General features: G+C 64.2%; 15 protein-coding genes. 5 read left to right on the forward strand and 10 right to left on the reverse strand.

Annotated elements, in window-relative coordinates:
- From ATE71_RS20130 to ATE71_RS20140, 3 genes are all read left to right on the forward strand, one after another.
- The coding region (locus ATE71_RS20130; protein WP_058805123.1) for a hypothetical protein at positions 1-657 on the forward strand (657 nt) is incomplete at its 5' end.
- Between the two features lie 86 nt (positions 658-743).
- Positions 744-3,041, forward strand: a complete 2,298-nt coding sequence (ptsP, locus tag ATE71_RS20135) for a phosphoenolpyruvate--protein phosphotransferase (RefSeq protein WP_058805124.1) — start codon at positions 744-746, stop codon at positions 3,039-3,041.
- Positions 3,042-3,110: 69 nt separating this feature from the next.
- Positions 3,111-3,527: a GFA family protein gene (locus tag ATE71_RS20140; protein WP_058805149.1), complete on the forward strand. Its 417-nt coding sequence runs from the start codon at positions 3,111-3,113 to the stop codon at positions 3,525-3,527.
- On the opposite strand, the gene ATE71_RS20145 is transcribed toward ATE71_RS20140, so the two are convergent.
- The 9 genes from ATE71_RS20145 to ATE71_RS20185 form a co-directional block, all read right to left on the reverse strand.
- Positions 3,528-4,889 (reverse strand): serine hydrolase domain-containing protein, encoded by a 1,362-nt coding sequence (locus ATE71_RS20145; RefSeq protein WP_058805125.1) that lies wholly within the window; start codon positions 4,887-4,889, stop codon positions 3,528-3,530.
- A 1-nt stretch (position 4,890) separates the two neighbouring features.
- Positions 4,891-5,244: an MmcQ/YjbR family DNA-binding protein gene (locus ATE71_RS20150; protein WP_058805126.1), complete on the reverse strand. Its 354-nt coding sequence runs from the start codon at positions 5,242-5,244 to the stop codon at positions 4,891-4,893.
- Entirely contained in the window at positions 5,241-6,566 is a 1,326-nt protein-coding gene (locus ATE71_RS20155) for a replication-associated recombination protein A (protein ID WP_414893036.1), read from the reverse strand. The genes ATE71_RS20150 and ATE71_RS20155 overlap by 4 nt, the downstream gene beginning before the upstream one ends.
- Before the next feature lie 5 nt (positions 6,567-6,571).
- Entirely contained in the window at positions 6,572-7,729 is a 1,158-nt protein-coding gene (locus ATE71_RS20160; protein ID WP_058805128.1) for a glycosyltransferase family 4 protein, read from the reverse strand.
- Between the two features lie 41 nt (positions 7,730-7,770).
- Entirely contained in the window at positions 7,771-8,715 is a 945-nt protein-coding gene (locus tag ATE71_RS20165) for a hemolysin family protein (RefSeq protein ID WP_058805129.1), read from the reverse strand.
- Positions 8,716-8,733: 18 nt separating this feature from the next.
- Positions 8,734-9,240, reverse strand: a complete 507-nt coding sequence (gene ybeY / locus ATE71_RS20170) for an rRNA maturation RNase YbeY (RefSeq protein ID WP_058805150.1) — start codon at positions 9,238-9,240, stop codon at positions 8,734-8,736.
- Between the two features lie 152 nt (positions 9,241-9,392).
- A complete protein-coding gene (locus tag ATE71_RS20175) occupies positions 9,393-10,436 on the reverse strand; it encodes a cell envelope integrity protein TolA (RefSeq protein ID WP_152998867.1) in 1,044 nt (347 codons plus the stop codon).
- A gap of 492 nt (positions 10,437-10,928) precedes the next feature.
- Positions 10,929-11,804, reverse strand: a complete 876-nt coding sequence (locus ATE71_RS20180) for a sigma-70 family RNA polymerase sigma factor (RefSeq protein WP_058805131.1) — start codon at positions 11,802-11,804, stop codon at positions 10,929-10,931.
- Positions 11,804-12,262 (reverse strand): carboxymuconolactone decarboxylase family protein, encoded by a 459-nt coding sequence (locus tag ATE71_RS20185; protein WP_058805132.1) that lies wholly within the window; start codon positions 12,260-12,262, stop codon positions 11,804-11,806. The genes ATE71_RS20180 and ATE71_RS20185 overlap by 1 nt, the downstream gene beginning before the upstream one ends.
- Positions 12,263-12,466: 204 nt before the next feature.
- On the opposite strand from ATE71_RS20185, the gene ATE71_RS20190 reads away from it, so the two are divergent.
- On the forward strand, positions 12,467-12,844 hold the full coding sequence (locus ATE71_RS20190; RefSeq protein WP_058805133.1) for a DoxX family protein: 378 nt from the start codon (positions 12,467-12,469) through the stop codon (positions 12,842-12,844).
- A gap of 72 nt (positions 12,845-12,916) precedes the next feature.
- Positions 12,917-13,387 (forward strand): MarR family winged helix-turn-helix transcriptional regulator, encoded by a 471-nt coding sequence (locus ATE71_RS20195; protein ID WP_058805134.1) that lies wholly within the window; start codon positions 12,917-12,919, stop codon positions 13,385-13,387.
- 74 nt (positions 13,388-13,461) lie between these two features.
- Here the strand turns inward: ATE71_RS20195 and ATE71_RS20200 are convergent, their stop codons facing one another.
- The gene (locus tag ATE71_RS20200) at positions 13,462-14,439 is read right to left on the reverse strand and encodes a DUF6607 family protein (protein WP_058805151.1); all 978 of its coding nucleotides are present in this window, start codon (positions 14,437-14,439) and stop codon (positions 13,462-13,464) included.
- Positions 14,440-14,451 lie beyond the last annotated feature (12 nt).

The raw sequence follows: 14,451 nt of genomic DNA on the forward strand, positions 1-14,451 counted from the left end.
ACCCCGCTGTTCGCGGTGATGAAACGGCCATCGATGCCGCCGGGCAACGCGTCGCTCACACAGATCCTGCCGGGGCGCGGCATCGATGGCCGTTTCATCACCGCGAACAGCGGGGTGACCGGCGACCGCGCGTTCTGGCAGTTGAAGATTGGGCTCAACGTCGCCGCGATCGGGTGCCGGGGCCTTGAAGAAACCTCGCTCGTTTCGGCCTATAACAACATCATCAAGACCCATGGCAAGGTGATCAAATCGACCGAGAAGAGCGTGATTGCTCAGCTTGGAAAAGAAAATAAAAACAACGGAATCGCTCCGCGCGATCGCCTGTCGACGCAATTGTTCAACTATTTTGCGCAGCCCCCGGCGCAGCGCGACTTCTGCGTGCGCGCCAACGAGATCGCCCAGATTGTGTCCACGATGCCGACCGCGCAGCTTGTCGAGCAGGCGCCCACGCACCTTGCCCGGCTCGATCAGCCGTTTATCGATTTCTACGAAGCCTATGCAAAATATCAGGCCGACGTGGTGGCCTGGGATGCCAAATATGCGCCGCCGCCGCCGATCATGAGCGCGCCCGCCCCGATCGGTCCGGCGATCACGAACGGCGCCGCAGCGCCGGGTGCCACGGCGACCGGCCCGGCGACGCCAGAAGCGGGCGGCTGACCCGGGCTTCGTCGAGGCGATAACGGAACGGAGAATCGCGCGCGGAGTATTGGCGCCGTCCGCCTGCTTCTGTTAGCAGGGTTGCGATGACCAACGCCCCGCCACCTCCCTCTTCGGCCGCACAGTCGGCCCGCACAATCCTGACTCGGCTGCACGAGGTCATGGCCTCGCGCGTCAACGCCCAGGGCAAGTTGAACCAGGTCGTCGGTATCATCGGCGAGTGCCTCCATAGCGAGGTCTGTTCGATCTACCTCCTGCGCGAAGGCGCGCTCGAGCTATATGCGACGCGCGGGCTGAAGCAGGAGGCGGTGCACGTCACCCGCCTCGGCCTTGGCGAAGGGTTGGTCGGAACGATCGCCGACCAGATCGAAACGCTGAACCTCGACGAGGCGGCGGCACATCCCGACTTTTCCTATCGTCCAGAAACGGGCGAGGAATTGTTCCACAGCTTTGCCGGCGTCCCGATTATCCGCCGCGAACGCGCGGTCGGCGTCCTCTGCGTCCAGCATGCTGATCCGCGCCGCTATGACGATATCGAGATCGAAACGCTGCAAACCGTGGCGATGGTGCTTTCGGAACTGATCGCCAACGCCGACCTCGTCGACACCGCTGCACGCACCGACGCCGCCGCGACCGACCAGTCGGCGCAGCGGCTGAACGGGCAGAAGCTGGTCGACGGCATGGGCGCGGGGGTCGCGGTGTTCCACCAACCGCGCATCACGATCGAACATACGGTCGCCGACGATACCGAGGCCGAACGCCACCGCGTCTATGCCGCGTTCGACAAGATGCGCGAACAGATCGACCGCATGGCAAGCCAAGCCGACTTCGGCGTCGGCGGTGAACATGAAGAGGTCATCGAAACCTACAAGATGTTCGCCTATGACGAGGGTTGGTCGCGCCGGATCAACGAAGCGATTGACAGCGGGCTCACGGCCGAGGCGGCTATCGAGCGCGTGCAGCAGCGCACACGCATGCGGATGCGCCAGATCGACGACCCGTTGCTGCGCGACCGCATGCACGACCTCGAGGACCTGTCGAACCGGCTGATCCGCATCGTATCGGGGCAAATGGGCACCGCGGCGCAAATGGGCCTTCGGCAGGATTCGATCCTGATCGCGCGCAACCTCGGCCCCGCTGAACTGCTCGAATACGACCGCCGCCGCTTGAAAGGCGTCGTGCTCGAGGAAGGGTCGCTCACCGCGCACGTCATCATCGTCGCGCGCGCGATGGGCGTTCCCGTACTGGGCCGCGTCAGCGACGTGCGCGCTTCGATCCGCGAAGGCGACCTGCTGCTGCTCGACGCCGCGGCGGGCCAGTTGCACGTCCGCCCAACGCAGGCGGTCCAGGACGCGTTCGACGCCAAGCTGGAAATCTCGCAGAAACGCCGCGCCAATCTCGCGGCGCTGCGCGACCTGCCCGCCGTCACGAAGGACGGCGTTCCGATCGAACTGATGATCAACGCGGGCCTCCGCGAAGATGTCGCCGCGCTCGACCTCACCGGCGCTCGCGGAATCGGGCTGTTTCGTACCGAATTCCAGTTCCTCGTTTCGGCGACCCTGCCGGCGCGCGAAAGGCAGCAACGCCTCTATCGCGACGTGCTCGATGCGGCGGGCGACCGTCCGGTGATCTTTCGCACCGTCGACATCGGGGGCGACAAGGCGCTGCCCTATATGAATGTTGGCGATAGCGCGCAGGAGGAAAATCCGGCGATGGGCTGGCGCGCGCTGCGCCTAGCGCTCGAACGCGAAGGGTTGCTCAAGGTTCAGGCCCGCGCGCTCATGGAGGCCGCCGCCGGCCGCACGCTCAATGTGATGTTCCCGATGGTCTCCGAACCGTGGGAATATGAAGCGGCGCGCGACCTGTTCGTCGCTCAGCGCGCCTGGCTCGCGAGCCACAACAAGAAACTGCCCGTCGCGATCCGCTATGGCGCGATGCTCGAAGTGCCGGGGCTCGTCGAAACGCTCGACCTGATGCTGCCGCACCTCGATTTCCTGTCGATCGGCACCAACGACCTTACCCAGTTCCTGTTCGCCGCCGACCGCGCGCATCCGCGGCTGGCCGAACGCTATGATTGGCTGTCGCCCACCGTCATGCGCTATCTGGCGCGCGTCGTGCGCACCGTCTCGGGCAGCAAGGTCGCGCTCGGCGTGTGCGGCGAAATGGGGGGCCGCCCCCTTGAAGCCATGGCGCTGCTCGGCGTGGGAATCGAACGCTTGTCGATCACCCCGGCGGGAGTCGGCCCCGTCAAGGCGATGATCCGGTCGCTCGATCTCGCTGCGCTGCGCGCCGACATGCCGGCGATCCTCGCCCGGCCCAGTTCGGACCCGCGCGGTCAATATCGGCATTGGGCGCAAAGTCATCAGGTCGATCTCGGCGATTGACCCTTCGGGTAATTGCTCCATATGCAATGTTTATGTTATGTTCTTTTCCATTAGGATGAGGAGATGGTCATGACCGATTCAAGCCCGCGCGCCAGCGGCCAATGCCATTGTGGCGCGATCCGTTATTCGATGTCGACCGCGGTCGAGCATCATGCGCTGTGCCATTGCAGCGATTGCCGCCGCCATTCGGGTGCGCCTATGGTCGGCTGGGCACTTGTCGGACAGGATGCGATAGAGATCAGCGGGACAGCCAAGGTCTACGCATCATCGGAGCAAGGTCGCCGTCATTTCTGCGGCGATTGCGGTACGGGGCTTTTCTATACCAATGACGCCATTTTTCCAGGACAGATCGACGTTCAAACGGCGACGCTTGACGACCCGGACCTGATCCCGGCGCAAGTGCAAATCCAGACGGCGGAACGAATCGGCTGGATGGAAACGCTGGACGGTCTGCCCGCGTTCGAGCGCTATCCGCCGTTCGAATGATCAGTTGCGGTCGTCGGCGGCGACCACGGCCTTCACAAGCATCACGATATCGAGGCGGTTCTTGTCGTCATCATAGCCCTGCCGCACGATTACCAAATTGCGCGACGGGATGACGACAAGATATTGGCCGCGATTGCCAAAGGCGCCAAAGGCGTCGGTGGGAATGCCCTCCGATTTGTTGAACAGCCAGAAACCCGCGCCATAACCGAACTCGCGGTCGGGCTGCGGCCCGCGGGGCGTCGTGACGAAGCTGCGCCAATTTGCCGGAAGCAGACGCTTGCCCCTCCACATCCCGTCATTCTGATAGAGCAGCCCGAACCGCGCGAGATCGCGAGCCGTCGTCCAGACCTGGCTCGAAAGGATATAGTCGCCGTCCTTGTCGTGCTCGGCAAAGGTCCGCGTCATGCCGAGCAGGTCGAAAAATGCATTGGGGTTCAAAACCTCCCCCGACTTCGCGAGCGCCGCCTTCAACGACAATATCGCGAGCATCGTGTCGTTGTTGGCATAGCGATAGCGGCTGTTTGGCGGGTTCAGCAGCGGCCATTGGGTCGTCCACTGGCGCACCGACGCCCCGCCCATATAGATGGCGTCGGTCCGATTGCCGGCGATATCGCTCGCCAGCCCGCTCGCCATGCGCATCAGCTGTTCGGTTGTGATCGCCGCGCGCGGATCGCCGGGAGCCTGCCATTCTGCGATCATAGCCGGCTTCGTGACGTCGATCCGGCCCTTCAGCACCGCATGGCCGACGAGCGTAACCGCCATCGACTTCGCGACCGAAAAGGTCCGCTGGGCGGTGTGCAGGTCGTGGCCCGGCTGGTACCATTCGGACATGATCCGCCCACCCTTGAGGATCAGCAGCGAACTGGTGCGTCCGCCAAAGCTGTCGCGGCTTGTCGAAACGTCGGCGAATGGCGGAAACCCCTCGGGCATCCCCACCCGCGCGCTGCGGTCGCCGAGCGGCCACGCCTGATCGTCGAAATTGGGCCGGGGAGCTGTGCCGGACGGCGGTGTCCCCTGCGATCCGATCGGCAGCGTGATGCAGCCGTCGCGGCTGTCCCATTGCGCAACGCGCGGTGGCATATCGTCGCGATAGCGTACGCTCACCCGCTTCGCATCAGCGTCAACATCGGCCGTCAGCGCCCGCACATCGGCCTCGATCTCGGGATAAATTCCGGTCAGTTCATCGCGTTCGATATCGGCAAGCAATTTGCCCGCGCCGTTCCATAGCGCCGAACAGGTGAAAGCCGCACGATAGCCCGCAGCCCACGCCCGGTTGATCTCCGCATTCGCCTGCGGCGCTTGCGCATGCGCCGGAAGCGCGCAAGCCGCGAGCGCAAGGCCCAGAATCGACCGGCGCAGCATCTCAGGGCCGCTCGCCAAAGGCTTGGCGCTGGGCCTTCTTGGCTCGATCCCACCAGGCACGGCGGAGGACGTTTGCGACGCGCCCGGGGTCGTCCGACCTGAAGCGGACGAGCAATGCGTGCCAGCCTTCGTAATGCGGAGTCTGCCAGAAGGTGTCGGGATCGGTTTCAAGCAGCATCTCCTTTTCTCCGGGTGTGCACATCACCGCAAAGCTCCCCGGCTCGCGGCCCGGCGACGCCAGCGCCTTGCCGTTGAGCTTGGGACAGGGAGTGCCGTAGAATGGCAACATTTCGACGTCGGGTAGCGCGCAGGCAAAGGCGATCACATCGTCCCAACTGTCGAAGCGCGGCGTCATTTCCCGCCCCGCGCCCGGCGTTGTTCGTCCCACCATGCGATCCGCTCGGCAATCCGTTTTTCAAAGCCGCGATCGGTCGGCCGGTAATAGATTTGCGCCCCCATGCCGTCGGGCCAGTAATCGGCTCCCGAAAAGCCCTCGGGCGCGTCGTGGTCATATTCATAACCCGCACCATAGCCGAGATCCTTCATCAGCTTCGTCGGCGCGTTGAGGATGTTGGCCGGGGGCGCGAGCGAGCCGGTATCGCGCGCCGAAGCAAGAGCCTCTTTTTGCGCAGCATAGGCGGCGTTCGATTTGGGCGCCGTCGCGAGATAGAGACAGGCCTGCACGATCGCGAGTTCACCTTCGGGCGAACCGAGAAACTGATACGCATCCTTGGCCGCCAAGCATTGCACAAGCGCTTGCGGATCGGCGAGGCCGACATCCTCGCTCGCGAAGCGCACGAGGCGACGCAGCACATAGAGCGGCTCCTCCCCCGCCACGAGCATGCGCGCCATATAGTAGAGCGCGGCTTGCGGATCCGACCCGCGCAGCGCCTTGTGCAGCGCCGAAATGAGATTGTAGTGCCCGTCGCGGTCCTTGTCGTACACGGGCATGCGCCGATGAAGGAAACCCGCGAGTTCGCCCGGATCGAGCGACGTGTCGATGGCCGCGGCGAACAGCGTTTCAACCTGGTTGAGCAGGAAGCGCCCGTCGCCATCGGCACTCGCGACCAAGGCCGCCTTCGCATCGTCCGTCACCGGTAGGGCGCGTCCGACGTCCGCCTCGGCGCGAGCCACCAACGTCGCCAGCGCGTCTTCGCCCAACCGATTGAGCACCAGCACCTGCGCGCGCGACAGCAGCGCCGCGTTGAGCGCGAAGCTGGGGTTCTCGGTCGTCGCGCCGACCAGCACCACGGTGCCGCGTTCGACATAGGGCAGAAAACCGTCTTGCTGTGCACGATTGAAACGATGAATTTCGTCGACGAAAAGCAGGGTGCGCTTGCCCGCCGCAGCCATTTTCTCGGCATCGGCAAAGGCCTGCCGCAGGTCGGCGACGCCCGAAAACACAGCCGAAAGCGGCGCGAAGCGCATCCCCACTGCCTCGGCAAGCAGACGCGCGATCGTGGTTTTCCCTGTTCCCGGCGGTCCCCAAAGGATGATCGACGACAATTGCCCGGCGGCGACCATCCGGCCGATCGCGCCGTCCGCCCCCGTCAGATGCTCCTGCCCGACGACATCGGCCAGGACCTGCGGACGAAGCCGCTCGGCAAGCGGAACGGGACCCGAGGCCGCCTCGCGCTGCGCCGCGGGCACCTCTTCGCCGAACAAGTCCCCGGCCACCGGGCCTAGCCCCCGCGCCGCTGTTTCTGACGGATCAGGCGGATATAGGTGTCGGCGACCGCCTGGTTGATCGCATCCCATTGATAGGCACCGCTCTCGAGCACGGCAGCCGCGCCATGTTCGGCGCGAAGCGCGGCGTCGCGGCAATAGCGCTGGAGATGATCGGCAAAGCCGGTGATCGATCCGGGCGAGACCAGATATCCCGTCTGGCCGTGCTTGACGATGCTCGCGCTGCCCGTCGCGCGCGCGGCAACCACGGGCAGGCCGCACGCCATCGCTTCGAGCGTCACGTTGCCGAAGGTCTCGGTCACCGAGGGGTTGAAGAAGATGTCGCACGACGCCAGCGCATGCGCTAGGTCGGCGCCGCCCTGAAACCCGACGAATTTTGCATCCGGCAGACGCGATTCGAACCATTCGCCGGCCGGCCCCTCCCCGATCACCACCACCCTGTGCGCGACGCCGCGCCGCTGGAGCTGGTCGATCGCATCGGCGAAAACGTCGAGCCCCTTTTCCATCACCAGCCGGCCGAGAAAGGCGATGGCGGGCACGTCATCCTCGATACCGAGCGAGCGCCGCCACGCCATGTCGCGGCGGCCCGGGTTGAAAATCCCCTGTTCGACGCCGCGCGTCCAGATGCCAATGTCATAGTTCATTCGCTGGTCGCGCAGCACCTGTGCAAAGCTTTCGGACGGCGCGATCAGCGCGTCGCACTTGCGGTAAAGCTTGCGCAGCCAAGCGACGACGACAGGTTCGAGGAACGACAGATTATAATAGCGGAAATAGGTTTCGAAACGCGTGTGGACCGAACAGGCGACCGGAAGCCGCCGCCGCCGCGCCCAGGCGGCTGCCTGTCGCGATACGCGGTCAGGGCTTGAAATATGGACGATATTGGGCGCGAAACTGGTGATGTCCTCGCGCACGCGCGATGAAAAACTCAAAGGAATGCGATATTCGCTGCGCCCCGGGATTGCCATCGACGGCACGCTGACAAGGTCGCCGGTCGGTTCGAAATCGGGATTGGCGACGGTCGGAGAATAGACGCGCACCGCCGCGCCATGCGCCAGCAGAAAGCCGACAAGACGATTGAGCGCCTTGTTCGCACCATCGGTGGTCATGTTGTAATTGCCGCTGAACAGGGCGATGCGAAGGTCGGAAACTTCCATCCGGCCTCGCCTAATCCTTTAGCCCCGCAAAGGCAATTGGATCAGAACTCCTCGCTGCGGTCCGACGGCGCTTCGAGGTCGACGACGACCGGCGGATGAAGTCGCAGGCGATGGACGCGGCGCTCGTCGGCTTCGGTCACCTCAATGCGCCAGCCGCTCGGGTGGACGAGAATTTCGCCGACCTCGGGCACATGGCCCGCCAGCACGGCGGCAAGGCCGCCAAGCGTGTCGACATCCTCGTCGATTTCCGCGAGCCGCGGATCGATCGCTTCGCCGACATCGTCAAGTTCGGCGCGCGCATCGGCGTCCCAGCAGCCGTCCACACCGGGCGCGAACAGCGCCGTCGGCTCATCGTCATGCTCGTCCTCGATCTCGCCGACGATTTCCTCGACCAGATCCTCGATGGTGAGCAAGCCTTCGGTGCCCGAATATTCATCGATGACGATCGCCAAATGGGTGCGTTTGGCGCGCATTTCGGCGAGCAGGTCGAGCACGCCCATCGATTGCGGGACATAGAGCGGCTGGCGGATCAAGTCGATCAGTGGCGGCGGCGGCCGCCCCTCGGCCAGCACGGCGAACACGTCCTTCACGTGGATCATCCCGACGACTTCGTCCAGATTTTCGCGATAGACCGGCAAGCGGCTGTGCCCGGCCTCTGCGAACAGTGCGACCGCCTCCGCGAAACTCGCGCTTTCGGGAATGGCGATGATATCGGCGCGCGGCACCGCGACATCGTCAACCGTCTGCTCGCCGAAATGGAGCAGGTTGCGGAGCATCTTGCGCTCGATCTGCGACAGGTCACCGACGATATTGCTGCCCCGGCGCTCCTCGCCTTCCTCTTCTGCCTCGTCGATGACGTCTTCGATCTGTTCGCGCAGCGACGGTTCTTTGTCGCCCCCGAACAACAGGGTTTTCAGCCCGGACAGGAGTCCGGGTCTACTACTGTCCTCTTCCGATCGGCTCGAAGATCCCTGGTCGTCGGGCATAGAAATCGCTTTTCCCTGTTAATCCTCGTCCGCATATGGATTGGCGATGCCCAGCGATGCAAGCGCTTTCACCTCGAGGGCCTCCATCGCGGCGGCCGAGGCGTCGCCCATATGGTCGTAGCCGACAAGATGCAGAGTGCCGTGGACGATCAGGTGCGTCGCATGGTCCGCCAGCGAAATCCCCTTCTCTCCCGCCTCGCGCGCGCAGGTTTCACGCGCGAGCACGATGTCGCCAAGCAGAATCTCGCCGTCATCGCTGTTCGACAGGCTTTCGAGCAGATCGGGCTGGACCTGCGGAAAGGACAGCACGTTGGTCGGCTTGTCCTTGCCGCGGAAATCGCGGTTCAGGTCGTGCACCTCGTCGTCGCCCGTCAGGCGGATCGCAATCTCGACCAGCGGCGCCGCGTCGGCGAGGCTCGCAAAAGGCGTCAGCGCAAGCGCCGCCGCCGCCGCCTCGGCGGCTCGCGCTTCCCAGTCGAGCGCATCGGGCCAAGGCTGCGCCTCGTGCGTTTCGACGCTCAGCATGCGAAGCGGCGCCGGCAAAGAATGGCGGAAAACCACCTAACTTCATTCGCAAATTGCATATATTTGGCCGCAGCGGTCCTGAGGAAGAGAATTCTGCGACGCTATCGCGGCGTGGCAATGTAGGACAGCGAAAAGTTCGGATCGTCCTTAAGTCATTGGGGCGCCGGCGCGCATTGGCTCCTGTCTCCGGCGCGGCAGGCGGCCGCGGCGGCTTCCCATTTGGCCTGTGCTTCCCGTGCCTTGCGCTCATTTTCGGCAATCAGCGCCTCGCGATCGGCCAGCGCCTTGCGATAGGCCGCTTCCTTTGCTGCCTGTTCGTCGGCGATTCGTTTTTTCTGCGCCTCATATTCGGCAATCTCGCGCTTCGCGGTCGCCGCCTGCTGCGCGTTGAGCGAGCTCGTCGCCGCCTGCTCCTCGGCCGATGGCGCCGTCGGCACCGCGGCCGCCGCCTCGGGCTTCGCAGGCGTCGCCGCGCCGTCGCGGGTGTAGAACAGGCTCGATCCGCTTTCGGTCATGCGTCTTTTCATCGGATCGATGGTTAGCGTGCAGGCGCGTTCGCGGCGGACGACAGTACCGCTCGCCGTGCGGTCATAGGTCGCACAGGTCGCCTTGAGCTTGCAGCTGCGGTCGCCGCCCTCGCGGTAAATACCGGTAAACTTGGTCTGCCCCTTGGGCCACCAGCCCTCGGGATGGTTGAACAGCAGCGCGTTGCCGCCCGGACCGTTCTTGAACACATGGACCCCGGAGATGATGATATTCGCCCCGTCGCTGCGCCGCCACACGCGCTCGACATCCTCGCGGCCGCACGTCATCTCGGCGGGCGTCGGCGTCGTGCGCGTCCACACGCGATCGGAGACGAACATCTGCGGCCCGCCCTCGACCCTAAGCGTATTTTTCGCCGGGTCGATGACCAGCTTGCACGCGTTGGCCGACGACAGGTTCGATCCGCATTGCGCGTCGAAGGTGCAGCTGTCCCCGACCTGCCGGATCCGCGAGGCGACGACCGTGCCGTCGCCATAGGGCGCCGACGCGAAACCGCGCGTCGACCCGACGGGCGCGCTGGCGCCGCGTTCGGTCGCAAAGACGATCTGCACCTGCGCCTTTTGCCCGCCCTCGCCCTTGCGCTGCCACGCGCCGAGATAGCTGTCGGATTTGCATCGCTGCGGCGCGGCAACCGCAGCGGACTTCAATAGCATCGTCCCCTTGCTCGGCTCTCCGGTTTCTCCACAAACGTCCAAGGTTACAGAATCGACGGCGAAGCCCTTGAGTTCGGCGAGCTGTCTGGCTCGATCCCTATGTTGGACGCAGCTGACATTGGTCAGAAAGGCATAGCTTTCCCATACCACCATCCGCGTCCGTCCGTTAACCTCGTCCGCGATCTTTATAATGGTGCGACCGGCCGGCGTGTCCGCTTCATAGGTTGTCGCTGGAACTTTTCCCCCCGCAGTTACGATAGCGTCGGGTTTTCCGTCCGAGACTTTGACGAATTCGAGAAGCTTATTCTCCTGCCCCTGCGCCAACACCGCTGCGGCCGCACTTGCGAATCCCAACATCGCCACAGCACGTCTCCGCATCGTTTAGCCCCCTTATTCCCCAATACCCGTCATCACGATGTGCTCGCCGCTTTCTTAACCGACGGGCGGCTGATCCATGAAACCCTAGCGACAGCTTCCGCGCGCGCAATAACGCTAGTGCATATGCCGAAGTTTTTCGGGGTTTCGCATCACATAGATGCCGGTGACCTTGCCGTCCTCGATCTCAAGCGCGGTCGTCTGAAACTCGCCGTCGGCTTCGCGCGTGACGAAGCCCGGCAGGCCGTTGATCATGCCGGTGTGGACAAGCGTCGAGCCATATTTGCCGAACAGCACCGCCAGGCTGCGATGCAGTTTCAGCACGATATCATGGCCAAGAACGGGCCCCATGGCGGCGGGTCGTTTGCCGCCACCGTCGGCCCACATGCCGACATCGGCGGCGAGCAATGCGCCGAGCGCGCCCATGTCGCCGCTGCGCGATGCCGCAAAAAAGGCGTTGGCGATTTCGAGCCCCTTTTCCTTTTCGAGCTTGTAGCGCGGCCGCGCCTCGCGGACGTGGGTGCGGGCGCGCGCGGCGAGCTGGCGCGTCGCGGCGGGATCGCGGTCGATTGTCCTGGCGACCTCGTCGAACTCGACGCCGAATACGTCGTGGAGCAGGAAGGCGGCGCGTTCGAGCGGGGAGAGCCGTTCGAGCGCGAGCATCAGCGGCAACGTGACATCATCCTCTTCCTCCTCCTCGACCAGCGGGTCGGGAAGCCAGGGGCCGACATAGGTCTCGCGCTGCGCGCGTGCTGATTTGAGCTGGTCGAGGCAGAGCCGCGTGACGGTGCGGCGGAGGAAGGCCGCGGGCTCACGCACCGCGCCGCGGTCGGTGCCGAGCCAGCGGATGAAGGCGTCCTGCACCACATCCTCGGCATCGGCGACCGAACCGAGCATGCGATAGGCGACACGCGTGAGCAGCGGACGCAGCGGGTCGAAACTGACCGCCGCGTCCGCCGCATCGACGCCGCTGCGGATGCCTTCCGGCGTCATCAGGCGGCTTTCACGACGGCGCCGTTTTCGTACCAGAGGTCGAAACCGACCGCGATACGGTTCCAGCCATTGATGACGTTGATCATCACGGTCAGGTTCACCTGTTCCTCCGGGGTGAAATGCGCCTCGAGCGCGTCCTTCGCCGCCTTCTGTGTGTGCCCTTCGGACAGCTTGGTCAAGGCGTCGGTCCAGGCGAGCGCGGCGCGTTCGCGGGGCGTATAGACAGGCGCTTCGTGCCAGGCGGCAAGCAGGTAGATGCGCTGTTCGGTCTCGCCATGCGCGCGCGCGTCGATGCTGTGCATGTTGATGCAATTGGCGCAGCCGTTCAGGATCGACGCGCGGATCTTCACCAGCTCGACGAGCGTCTTGTCGAGGCTCTTTTCGGCGGCCATGCTGGCGGCCATCCAATGTTTCATCAGCGTCGGGGCGGCTGCGAAGGGGTCGGTTACCTTGGTCATGTCATATCTCCTTTGTCGGACTGTGCTGACTTGACGAGCGACACGCGGCGGCTGTGACATAGCGCGCAGATTTTTTCGTGGCGGGCGGCGGGAGGCGAGGAGCAATCGCTCGTTGGTATAGGGGAACGGGCCTGCGATAGGAGTTGATGTCGGCCGGCGAAGCGCTAGCATCGCCGCTACCATTCGACAGGAGGGGGATCGGTCATGAAGTTTCTCGATGGTTTCGGCGAACAGGCCTACGCGTTGCTGCGGATCGTCGCAGGCCTGTTGTTCCTCGCGCATGGCGTGCAGAAATTCTTCAATTTCCCGGTCGCCTTCCCGATGCCGCTCAATCCGATGCTGCAGGGCGCGGGCGCGATCGAGCTGATCGCGGGAGGCCTGATCGTCATCGGCCTGTTCACGCGCCCCGCGGCCTTTGTCGCCAGCGGCATGTCGGCGGTCGGCTATTGGATCGCACACGGTAGCAAGGGCCTGTATCCGATCGCCAATGGCGGCGAGACGATTGCGCTCTATTGCTTCCTCTTCCTGTTCATTGCGACACGCGGCGCCGGGATCTGGAGCATCGACGGGGCCAGAAAATAGTCCGGCGCTCGCGGCAGAATATGGGCCATGGTTGCGATTTAATCGCATACGATATATATCATGTGATATCCGATGGAGACGACCATGCCCCCTGCTGCTCCGGCACCCGCCAAATCACGGCCGCTGTCGAATTTCCTGTGCTTTGCCGTCTATTCGGCCAATCTGGCCTTCGGCCGCGCCTATAAGCCGATCCTCGACGAGCTCGGGCTCACCTATACGCAATATATCGCGCTCGTCGCGCTGGCCGAGAAGGACGAGCAGACGGTTGGCGAACTTGGCGAGCGGCTGTTCCTCGAATCGAACACGCTGACCCCGATCCTGAAGAAGCTGGAATCGCTAGGCTTCGTCGCGCGCCGCCGCGATCCTGCCGACGAGCGGGTGGTGCGGATCAGCCTGCTTCCCGCCGGACAGACGCTGCTCGACAAGGATCCAGGCGCCATCCTGTTCGAGGCGACCGGCATGGGCCAAGAGATCGTACCGATGCAGCAGACGATCGCCGAACTGCGCGACAATCTGCTGCGCCACAGCCGCGGCAAGGGCTGATCGCCGGTACATTTGGGGGGGGGGGCGGCCCTTGCGGACTGCCCCAGCCCGAGGGCTTCACATGGTGAAGGTCGTCAGAGCGTGCGCGTGTTCGTTTCGATCAGCTTCTTTGCCTCAGCGATCGCCTTCGCGGTGGTCAGCTTCTTTTGCTGAACCTCGTCGGCCATTTCGAGCAAGCGGCCACTGATCACGGTGCCGGTGTCGGCCTTTTCGTCGATCGCAATGCCCCCCTTGGCCTGCGCCACGCGATCCCATTCGGCGCGCACCGCGGCCCAATATTCCTTGGTCGCGGCCCAATAATCGTCGGCGGCCTTCACATCATATTGGTCGTATTTGATATAGGTGTTGAGGACATATTCCTGCACGATCGGTACCAGCTTGCCGTCCTTCGTCCCCATCTTGATATTGTCCTGCCAGTGAATCCAGCCGTCGGGCGAGGGCTGGTGGCGGTTGATCGAGAGATAGCGGTCGTAGACGGGGCTCCGCACCGCATCGCGTCGCGCAAGCGGGCGCCACGTCCAACTCGAGCGCCAGCGGCGGATGCCGCCCTGCGTTTCGAACTGGCCCCAGCCCGCGTAACGCGGGCTGTCGTCCACCTGATAGACCGTCTGTGACCAGCGGCCGGTGCGCATCCGTTCGGGGACGTCTTCCCACGCCCAGCTGTTGCGATCCGAATAGGCGAGGATCTTCACCGGCTCATATTCCCAATCCTGCCGCCAATGCTTGATCACGAAGCTCTTGTCGTCGTCGCCGGTGATGACGAGCATGTGCTGGAGCACGATCTTGCGGCCGGTGTCCTCGATCACGCGCACGACCTCGTTGCCGCCCGAACGCTTGGGTTCGAGTATTTCGTAATCGGGGTCCCAGCGCGTCGATTCCTGCATGTTGAAGCTGACGCGGTAATTGCCCGCCATCGCGAGGATGTCGGCGCGGTCCTGCTCGAAATTGGCGGCGGCGGCTTCGGCGGCAATCGGCGGGTGCGCCGAAGCGGCGACGGGCAGCGCGGTGGCGAGCAGCAGCAAGGCGGCCGCGATCTTGCGATAATCTTTCATCGGTGCAGTCCT

The organism is Sphingopyxis sp. H115 (genome assembly GCF_001468465.1).
In the GTDB taxonomy this organism is placed as follows: Bacteria; Pseudomonadota; Alphaproteobacteria; order Sphingomonadales; family Sphingomonadaceae; genus Sphingopyxis.